General features: G+C 68.3%; 7 protein-coding genes. 5 read left to right on the top strand and 2 right to left on the bottom strand.

Features of this window, described 5'->3' with window-relative positions:
• Positions 1 to 201: 201 nt before the first annotated feature.
• The 4 genes from MJ777_RS20940 to MJ777_RS20925 are packed head-to-tail and all read left to right on the top strand — an operon-like array spanning position 202 to position 6,021.
• Positions 202 to 666, top strand: coding sequence for a cupin domain-containing protein (locus MJ777_RS20940; protein WP_239346752.1), 465 nt, complete (start codon positions 202 to 204; stop codon positions 664 to 666).
• The gene (locus MJ777_RS20935) at positions 663 to 1,115 is read left to right on the top strand and encodes a cobalamin B12-binding domain-containing protein (RefSeq protein ID WP_239346753.1); all 453 of its coding nucleotides are present in this window, start codon (positions 663 to 665) and stop codon (positions 1,113 to 1,115) included. Before MJ777_RS20940 ends, MJ777_RS20935 begins: the two co-directional genes overlap by 4 nt.
• A complete protein-coding gene (locus MJ777_RS20930) occupies positions 1,112 to 4,321 on the top strand; it encodes an FAD/NAD(P)-binding protein (RefSeq protein WP_239309013.1) in 3,210 nt (1,069 codons plus the stop codon). Before MJ777_RS20935 ends, MJ777_RS20930 begins: the two co-directional genes overlap by 4 nt.
• Positions 4,318 to 6,021 (top strand): AMP-binding protein, encoded by a 1,704-nt coding sequence (locus MJ777_RS20925; protein ID WP_239309011.1) that lies wholly within the window; start codon positions 4,318 to 4,320, stop codon positions 6,019 to 6,021. The genes MJ777_RS20930 and MJ777_RS20925 overlap by 4 nt, the downstream gene beginning before the upstream one ends.
• On the opposite strand, the gene hisD is transcribed toward MJ777_RS20925, so the two are convergent.
• Together hisD and MJ777_RS20915 are read right to left on the bottom strand one after the other, a co-directional pair.
• Positions 5,981 to 7,276 carry a histidinol dehydrogenase gene (hisD, locus tag MJ777_RS20920; protein WP_239309009.1) on the bottom strand — a complete coding sequence of 432 codons (1,296 nt, stop codon included), beginning with the start codon at positions 7,274 to 7,276 and terminating at the stop codon, positions 5,981 to 5,983. The genes MJ777_RS20925 and hisD overlap by 41 nt on opposite strands.
• A gap of 377 nt (positions 7,277 to 7,653) precedes the next feature.
• On the bottom strand, positions 7,654 to 8,130 hold the full coding sequence (locus tag MJ777_RS20915; protein WP_239309007.1) for a hypothetical protein: 477 nt from the start codon (positions 8,128 to 8,130) through the stop codon (positions 7,654 to 7,656).
• Positions 8,131 to 8,306: 176 nt separating this feature from the next.
• On the opposite strand from MJ777_RS20915, the gene MJ777_RS20910 reads away from it, so the two are divergent.
• The coding region (locus MJ777_RS20910) for a CHRD domain-containing protein (protein WP_239377533.1) at positions 8,307 to 9,194 on the top strand (888 nt) is incomplete at its 3' end.

Here is a 9,194-nt window from a genome sequence, read left to right as displayed (position 1 = left end):
AGCGTGTTTCGAAAGCCGCCTGTCCGGTTCGCCATGCCCAGGCGGCCCTGGCCGCGTTCTCAGCCATCCCATATACCACTCATCCGGTATCGGGGTAGCCCGTGCCCTTGCCAGCAACCACCTGAACGCGGCTCCCCGATCAAACGACGACTTCCGAAACGCGCCGTAGTCCGCGGCAGAGCACCGACGGAGGGCCAGGTCATGCATGATCACGTTGTCAGGAACGTCTTCCGCAGCGGCTTCGAGATGTCCGAACTCACCTGGACTCCATGGGTGGAGCCGGGACGAGCCGGGGTCGAACACCACATCCTGTGGGCTCCGGACGATGGCGGTGAGGACTCCGCCGGGCTGCTTTTACGATTTCCCCCCGGCGCGCACGGAGATTTCCACGAGCACCTTGGCTACGAGTTGATGCTCGTCTTCGACGGCACCCTCGACCGCAGCGACGGGCGGTCGTTCAGCGCCGGTGACCTGGTGGTCGAAGGCCCGGGAACGCGGCATCAGATGTCCAGCAGGCTGGGTTGCACGGTACTGGCGATCCGCAGCAAGCCCGCGGTGGCGAGAGAGCCGTCGGCGGGTGAGATCAGGAACACGGCCGAGACCGCCACGACAGGCACCCACGCACGTCCGGCTGCCTCGACGGCCGAGGAATCGATCGTCCGGTGAACACGCCCACCATACCGAGCCGGCAGGTGCTGCTGACCACTGTCTCCTCAGACTCCCACACCTGGAATCTGGTATTCCTGCATCTCCTTCTCGAAGAGGCGGGCTACCAGGTTCACAATCTCGGCCCGTGCGTACCGGACGACCTCGTGCTGTCCTCCATCACGGCGCTCCGGCCCGATGCCCTGGTCGTCAGTACCGTGAACGGCCACGGGCGGATGGACGGGGCACGGCTGATCCGCCAGATCCGGACAGCGCCATCCACCCGATATATACCGGCCATCATCGGAGGGCGGCTGGGAATACACGGGGACGCTGGAAAAGGAATATCGGCCGAGCTCCTCGACGCCGGATTCGACACCGTGTGCGACGAGCGGACCGACCCCCGAACTCTGCCCGGTCTCCTGCTGGCCCTCGGTACCCGAGCCGAGCTGGGGAAAGGTGCGGCATGACCCTCCTGCTGCCGGCGGACCTCGGTTCCTACGTTCGATTCCACGCGGCTGCCGGCCGGCTGGTTGTCCAGCCGCGTATGGGCATGCCCGACCCGGCACAGATGGCCGCCGGCATCCAGGCGGTCGGTTCCATCGATGCGCCCACCGTCGGCACGATCACGCTCGACAGCTACACCCGGGTCGGCGATCATGCGGCGGCCCAGCGGGCGCTGGCCGCGGGCGGCGAGTCCCTGAACGGCTTTCCCATCGTCGCGCACGGTCCGCGCATCACGGCGATGGTGGTCACGGCCGCCCGTGGAAAGATTCCCGTCCAGGTCCGGCACGGGTCAGCCGCGCCAGCCGAGATCTTCACGAACATGCTCCTGGCCGGTCTGTCCGCGACCGAAGGCGGTCCGGTGTCCTACTGCCTCCCCTATGGACGGACCCCACTGGCCCGGTCGGTGCGCCAGTGGAGGACCGCCACGCGCCAGTTCGCCGCCGGTTGTCGGACGGCCGGGCTCCGAGCGCATCTGGAGACCTTCGGTGGATGCCTGATGGGCCAGCTGTGCCCGCCGTCCCTGCTGGTCGCGATGAGCCTGCTGGAAGCGCTCTTCTTCGTCGAGCATGGTGTGGACAGCGTCTCGCTCAGCTACGCCCAGCAGACCCACCCCGTGCAGGACATCGAGGCGCTGGCCGCGCTACGCCATCTGGCCACGGCCCTGCTTCCGCCGGATGTCGAGTCACACATCGTGCTTTACACCTATATGGGTGTCTACCCGGCCAGCGCCGCTGGCGCGCGGCGCCTGCTGGAAAGCAGCGTCGACATCGCGGTGTGCGGGGGCGCGGAACGGCTGATAGTCAAGACAGCGGCCGAGGCGCATCGAATACCGGCGGTGCCGGAGAACATCTCGGCCCTGACGGCCGCCGCCCTGCGCGCTGGCATCGCGCGTGAGGCGGCCGGCCTGCCGACCCTGTCCGAGGTGGACTACGGGGAGGTGTTCGACGAGGCCAAACGCATTGTCGACGCTGTTATGGGCCTGTGCGACGACATCGGCCAGGCGCTGCTGCGCGCCTTCGCGCACGGGCTGTTGGATGTGCCGTTCTGCCTGCACGCTGACAACCCGGGAATCGCCCGGTCCATGATTGCCTCTGACGGTCGGCTGCGCTGGGCCGAGGTCGGGGGGCTTCCGCTGCCGAACCAGCACCCGTCGGCGACGACGGCGACAAGCACGGCGATAAGCGCGGGCCAGCTGCTGGAGATGCTCTCCTACACCGCCCGAAAAAACGATCGTGCCGCTCAGCAGGCGGCGGCCACTGTGGCGGTGCCTGGATCGCCCCGGCCACTGCGGATCGCGGTGATCGGTACCGGGCCCCGAGGCACAGCCGTGATCGAGAGGATCGCGGCCCGCTGCGCGGACACCCGACCGATCCGCGGCATCGAACTGTACGCGATCGACCAGGAACACGTCGGTGCCGGCCGGATATGGCGGCCTGATCAGCCCGAGTGGTTGCTGATGAACACACCCGCCGGCGAGGTGACCATGTTCTCGGGCCCGCCTGACAGCGGCCCGCCCCGGCCTGGAGCGGGACCGAGCTTCGGGGAATGGTGGTGCGCGTCCGGTGCGCAGAACGCGGATCCGTACGGGTACGCGCCCCGCCAGAGCTACGGGCAATACCTGTGTTTCGTCCTCGACGCGGTGCGGAACAGCCTGCCTGCCGGCATCCGCTTCGTCGGTGTCCGCGGGCGTGTGGACAGCCTCGACCGGCAACACGACGGACAGTTCCGGTTGGGGCTGGCGGACGGAACCGAGATATTTGCCGATCGGGTTGTCATCTGTACCGGTCATACCCTGCCGGCGCTGGACGAAAACCAGCGCCGCCTGTCGGCATTCGCCACCCGCGGCGGCGCCCGGTACGTCCGAGCCGACTCGGCGGCGGATATGGCTCTCGATACGCTCCCGGCCGCGTCAACGGTGGGGGTAATCGGGCTGGGACTGGCCTTCCACGACGTCACGGCGTGGCTGACGGTGGGCCGGGGCGGCCGTTTCGTGTGCGGCCCCGATGAGCTGCGTTATATGCCGAGCGGGCGGGAGCCGTTCATCGTCGCCGGCTCGCGCGGTGGTGTTCCAGTCGCCGCACGGGGACGTAACCAAAAGAGCTTCGATCATGCCTACCAGCCACGCCTGTTCACGCTGCGAAGAATCACAGCGGCGCGCCGGCGGGGACAGCTGGACTTTCGCGAGGACGTGCTGCCCTGGCTCCTGGCCGAAGTCGAGCTGGTCTACTACGCCACCGAGATCCGCAACCGGTTCGGCGCTGAAATCGCCGCCATGTTCAGCGATGCCGTAATCATCTCGGCCCGCGACACGCCACCGCGGGAGGCCCTGTCCGCGCAGGCATGCCGTTTCGACGTCGGCGATCTGCCGAAACTGGACCTCCCGCAGTGCGCCCGGCCGTTCGCGGGCCGGCGGTTCACCAGTCCGCAGGCTTTCCAGGAAGCCCTCGCTGAATTTATCCGAGCCGATGTCGCTGCCGCCGAACTGGGTAACGTCGACGGACCGGTGAAGGCCGCGCTCGACGTCCTGCGAGACGTCCGCTCCGTTATCCGGGCAGCGGTGAGCTATGCCGGCCTGACACCAGCGTCCCATCGCGAGGACTTCCTCGGCTGGTTCGCGCCCATATGTTCCCTCGTGTCGACGGGACCGCCTTTCATACGGCTGCGCCAGTTCCTCGCGCTCATGCGCTGCGGTGTGCTACGTGTTGTCGGGCCCGCGGCCGTCTTCGACATCGATGACACCGAAGGCTGTTTCTTCGCGGACTCCGAACAGGTCGAGGGTGCCCGCGTCCGGCTGGACGCGGTGATTGACGCCCGTATTCCCGAGCCGGATCTGCGGCGCGCGCAGTCACCGCTGCTGCGTCAGCTGGTGCGAACCGGGACGTTCACCAGCTATATAAACAGCGGAGCGGGAAAATCCTATGACACCGGCGGTGTCTGGGTGACCGGCGCGCCCTTCCACCCCGTTGGCGGGAATGGTGTGCCACAGCCCGGGCTGTACGTTCTCGGTATTCCGTCCGAACATACCCGGTGGTTCACCCAGGTCGGCAGCAGCCGGCCTGGCCCATGGGGCGAGTTCATGGCGGACGCGGACAGCATAGCCGGCGACGTGCTGGCGTCACCCGCGGATGTGACCAGCCGGCAGCCGTTCATACCGACGAGCCGGCCATGACCACGACACATGTGCCGGACAGCCCCCGCGCGGACCCGGCCGGAGCGACCGAGTGGTTTCGTGCCGCCCGGGATGTCCTCATCCGCCTGAGACTTGATCACGATGCCGCCCGCGCCGCGTTCGCGTGGCCGCGCCCGGCCACGTTCAACTGGGCGCTCGACTGGTTTGACGTCGTGGCGCGGGACAACGACCGGCCCGCTCTCGAGCTGTTTGACCCGAATGGTGACACAGCCACGGTCAGCTATGCGCGGATGTCGGCCCGTTCCAACGCGACCGCGAACTGGTTGCGGGGCCTCGGTGTCGCGCGGGGAGACCGTGTGATGATCGTCCTTGGCCAGCAGCGGGAGCTGTGGGAGTGCGTGCTCGCCTGTCTCAAGCTCGGATCGGTGCTCATCCCCACCTATCCGAACCTGACCGCACCGGAAGCCGCCGACCGTGTCAGCCGCGGAAGAATTCGCCATCTGGTCTGCCGCGCGGACACCGCCGGGCGTTTCGACGGAATCACTCTCCCCGGCGTCCGGATAGCCGTTCCCGGTGATGTTCCGAACTGGGCCTCCTATGACGACAGCCTGTCCGCGGCGACGGCATTCACCCCGGCCGCGCCGACTCCAGCGGACGATGTCGCCTTCTGTTATTTCACCTCTGGTACAACCGACCGCCCGAAGCTGGTGGCCCACACCCACAGCAGCTATCCCGTCGGGCATCTGTCCAGCATGTACTGGAATGGCCTTCTTCCCGGGGACAGACATGTGAACATCTCCGCCCCCGGCTGGGCCAAGCATTCATGGAGCAGTCTTTTTGTCCCCTGGAGCGCCGAAGCCACGGTCGTCGCGCCGCGTGCGGAAACACTCATGCTGGGAGGGCTGCCAGGCCTGCTCGTGGAGCTGCGTATCGACACCTTCTGCGCGCCGCCGAGCGTATGGCGCGGGATGCGCCCGTATCTGCGGTCGGCACGCCCGGCGCTGCGTGAGGCGCTCAGTGCCGGCGAGCCGCTTGAACCTGATCTCGCCGACGCCATCCGCGGCGCGTGGCAGGTGCCGGTCCGTGATGGTTACGGCCAGACTGAGACGACCGCCCTGGTCGGCACCACACCCGGGCTGCGGCCACGACCGGGCTGGGTTGGCAAACCGCTCCCGGGTTACCAGATCACCTTGGAAGATCCCGATGCCGCCGGATGCGGCGAGCTGTGCGTGGACCTGGCGACGGGGCCGGTCGGTGTGATGGCCGGCTACCTCGACGACGCCGAGCGAACCGCTGGCATCCGGGCTGGCGGCAGATACCGCACCGGGGACATGGCGCAGATGAGCCCGGACGGATGGATTCGCCTGCTTGGACGCCGTGACGAGATGTTCAAGTCGTTCGACCGGAGGATCTCTCCGTACGAGATCGAATCCGTGCTGCGGCTGCATCCCGCTGTCACCGATGTCGCGGTCGTGCCGCTGGCTCACCCGACGGGCGGTACGGTCGCGCAGGCCGTGGTTGTCCCAGCCCTGGGCCACCAGCCGGGCAGCGCGCTGGAGGCGACGCTGCTCACCCACGCGGCGCGGCATCTGAGTGCCGGCCTCTGCCCCCGGTCAGTGCGGTTCACCGACCGGTTGCCACGGACCATGTCCGGTAAGGTCCGTCGCCGCCAGCTGGTGGCCGAGCCCGCCGCCCCGGTCAACGCAGACGCGCCTCCACCGCGTCGACGTGAGCGATGAGATCCTCAGCGCCACCGAGCGCGGCGATCCAGGGAGCCACCTGGGCGAGCGCCGCACGGTCGCACTCCACTACGTGGACCTGCCGTTGAAAAGCGGCCACCGCGAGCCCGCCGCTGTGCCGGGCGGTGCCGCCCGTCGGCAGGACATGGTTGGAACCGGCGAGATAGTCACCGAGCGACACCGGCGCCCACGGCCCGACGAACACAGCCCCGGCGTTACGGACCCGGGCCGCGACCGTGGCCGCGTCCACGGTCTGGATCTCCAGATGCTCGGCGGCCCAGGCGTTGACCACGGTCAGGCCCGCATCCACATCGTCGACCACAGCCACCGCGCCCTGACCGGCCAGGGCAGCCTCCACCCGCTCGCGATGGCGGGTCACCGGCACCCGCTTGGACAGCTCGACCACGACCGCGTCGCGCAGCTCGACGGACGGGGTGACGAGCAGACAGGCGGCCATCGGATCGTGCTCGGCCTGCGACACCAGATCGGCCGCGATGTACGCGGGATCCGCGGTATGGTCGGCGAGAATCGCGATCTCGGTCGGCCCGGCCTCGGCATCCACTCCGACCAGGCCACGCAGCAGCCGCTTGGCCGCGGTCACGTAGATGTTGCCCGGCCCGGTCACCACGTCCACAGCCGGGCAGCTGGCTGTTCCATGCGCGAACATCGCGATCGCCTGCGCGCCACCCGCCGCGTACACCTCGTCCACACCCAGTAGCGCGCAAGCGGCAAGAACGACCGGATGGGGCAGCCCACCGAACTCCCGCTGTGGCGGCGAGGCCACGGCAAGCGAGGCCACACCAGCCTCCTGCGCTGGCACGACGTTCATCACCACGCTGCTCGGGTAGGCGACCCGCCCACCCGGCACGTACAGACCGACCCGCTCCACCGCGATCCAGCGTTCGGTGACCCGGGTACCCGGCGCCACCTCGACGGTCACCGGTTCACGGCACTGCGCGCGATGGACCAGCCGGGTACGGCGGATCGCCTCCGCCAAGGCGTCCCGGACGGCCGTGCCGATGTGCGCAAGCGCGTCGGTGAGCGCGGCGGGCGTAACCCGCAGCGCGTCCAAGCGCACCCCGTCGAAGCGCTCGCCCGCGTCGAGGACCGCAGCGTCACCACGGTCACGCACATCGTCACAGACAGGACGAACCGCGTCCAAGGCCGCGTCGACGTCCAGGGCCGCGCGGGGCAGCAGCCCACGCAGCCGCACCGGCGAGGGAAGGGTTCCCCGCAGATCGAGTTCTCTCAGCACGATGAGGAGAGTATCGCCACCCGGATCCGGTGGCCTCCGGCTCCGGTGGCCTCCAGCTCCGGTGGCCTCCAGCTCCGGTGGCCTCCAGGTCCTGGCCTCCGGTCGAATGCCACCCGAACGCGTCGGTTCACCGTGGCGGCCGGCGGCGGGCCTCCATCGCCAGCCGCCGCGCGCACGTGGTGTGCATGGCTCACTACCGGTGACCACTTCTGTCACCGGTAGCAAACCCGTCGTGCGAACGCCCGCCGACCGCCTGGGCCAATGTCTGGTCCGATGCCCCGCGACGATCCGGGCTACCCGCGGCTGCCGGCCCTACACATGGCTGTCGATGCCCGGAGGCGACGCTGGCGGTCGATTCCGCACCGTGCGGCCGGCGGTCACGATGTCGTTTTGATCAGCTTCCCATCGGCGCCGATCACGAACCAGACACCGTCGACGCCCTGCCCATCGACGTCACCGGGTCCCATGTCGCCGACGTAGAGGTAGAGAGGCCAGTCGCCGTAAACCGCCTGGTTGGTTCCTTCGGCCCGGGTGACCTGCGACAGGAGCCCCTTGTCGGTGCCTGTCCCGGCGACGACAGGGGTACGGCTGATCAGCGCGGGCCAGGTGGCGACGCACTGGCCCGTGCAGGTGCTGGTGCCGTTCTTGTCCTCAGCGAAGGCGTAGAGAGTCCGTCCGTCCTGGTCGGTCAGGATGGGCCCGAGGCTGGAATCTGCGATCTTGACCGCTACCGGCTCCGCGGCCTGGGTGGCCGGGGTAGCCGGGGTGTCGTGCTGGCCCTGGCCGGATCCGCTACCGCAGGCGGCGAGGCTGGTGACAAGGAGTGCCCCGAGTAAGAACATCCGGGTGCGCATGAGATTTCCTCCAGACAGGTGAGATGGATTCGGAACTCACACGTAGCCGTCCCCGCCCCAGTTCAACGGACGACAGAACCAAGCTGCGGTGAACCAACGGCAGCCCGCGCCACGTGTCTATGATGATCCGCCAAATGGACTCTATACGGAGCTACCGGTACGAAAGGATATGGGAGATGCGAGCACCCGCTTTAGCGCTGTCGACGCTGGCACTCAGTCTTGGTTTGGTCGGTGTCACAGCGGTGCAGGCAACCGCCCAGGCGGCCCCGCACACGCCAGACCACACGACCGTCACAAGCACCACCGCCAGGCCAGATCGCGCCGCTGGCATCCGGCGCGCCCGGCTCAAGCCGGTATTCTTCAAAGCCAAACTGGAGGGCTCCAACGAGGTACCGGTTGCCGGCAAACCAGCGGTCGGCGATCCCGACGGTAGCGCTACCGCCATCATCCGGCTGCAGGGTGACCGCGTGACCTTCGCGTTCTCCTGGAAGGGAATCGGCGCGCCGACACTCGGTCACATCCATCAAGGCGCCGCTGGCGTCAACGGCGATGTCAAGGTGGCGCTGTGGGGTACCGCGGTGCCAGAAACGGTGACCGCGGATGCGGGTGCTGTAACAGTCAGCGACCCAGCTATAGCGGACGCGCTGCGCGCGGACCCGGCCGGGTTCTATCTGAACCTGCACACACAGGAATTCCCCGGTGGCGCCGTACGCGGCCAGCTCACCAAGCTGGATGCGCCCGCCGATCTGCTCAGCCTGCTCGGGGGCAGCGGAAGCAAGGCGTTCCTCTCCGGTGACCAGGAGGTCCCGGTTGCCGGCGGTCCGGCGGTCGGCGACCCGACCGGTCGGGCGGTGGCGTTCATCCATCCTCGGGACACAGAGGTCGGCTATTCCTTCGCCTGGCTGGGTATCTCACCGACCCTCGGCCACATCCACAAGGGAACATTCGGGGTCAACGGCCCGGTCGTCGTGCCGCTCTTCACCACCCCGATGCCCAGCACGATCTTCGCCGTGGCCGGCACTGCCACGGGCCTTGACGCGGCGCTGGTCAAGGACATCGCAACT

This window comes from Protofrankia sp. Cj5 (assembly GCF_917627405.1).
Lineage (GTDB): Bacteria > Actinomycetota > Actinomycetes > Frankiales > Frankiaceae > Protofrankia.
This window is presented reverse-complemented; position numbering and strand designations above follow the sequence as displayed.

Coding starts and splice junctions, on each gene's coding strand:
- MJ777_RS20925 (WP_239309011.1), top strand. CDS start 4,318: ATGACCACGACACATGTGCCGGACAGCCCCCGCGCGGACCCGGCCGGA.
- MJ777_RS20940 (WP_239346752.1), top strand. CDS start 202: ATGCATGATCACGTTGTCAGGAACGTCTTCCGCAGCGGCTTCGAGATG.
- MJ777_RS20915 (WP_239309007.1), bottom strand. CDS start 8,130: ATGCGCACCCGGATGTTCTTACTCGGGGCACTCCTTGTCACCAGCCTC.
- MJ777_RS20930 (WP_239309013.1), top strand. CDS start 1,112: ATGACCCTCCTGCTGCCGGCGGACCTCGGTTCCTACGTTCGATTCCAC.